2 tRNA genes are annotated in these 231 nt (G+C 48.9%); both read right to left on the bottom strand.

Annotated features, from left to right (window positions below):
• Positions 1-53: 53 nt before the first annotated feature.
• Positions 54-129, bottom strand: a tRNA-Val gene (locus RH40_RS02005).
• Positions 130-144: 15 nt separating this feature from the next.
• Positions 145-220 (bottom strand) — tRNA-Ala (locus tag RH40_RS02000).
• Positions 221-231: the final 11 nt, after the last annotated feature.

Below are 231 nucleotides of genomic sequence, written 5' to 3'. Positions count from 1 at the left end.
AAGATTCTTTTCAGAACCATGTTTAAACACACTCGCTTAAATGCGCTTAAAGATGGTGGGCGATACCGGGCTCGAACCAGTGACCCCCTGCTTGTAAGGCAGGTGCTCTCCCAACTGAGCTAATCGCCCATTATTTTTAAATTATGGTGGAGCTAAGCAGGATCGAACTGCTGACCTCCTGCGTGCAAGGCAGGCGCTCTCCCAGCTGAGCTATAGCCCCATAATCTAAAT

The sequence above is a fragment of the Vibrio caribbeanicus ATCC BAA-2122 genome, from assembly GCF_000165125.1.
Classification (GTDB): domain Bacteria; phylum Pseudomonadota; class Gammaproteobacteria; order Enterobacterales; family Vibrionaceae; genus Vibrio; species Vibrio caribbeanicus.
This window is presented reverse-complemented; position numbering and strand designations above follow the sequence as displayed.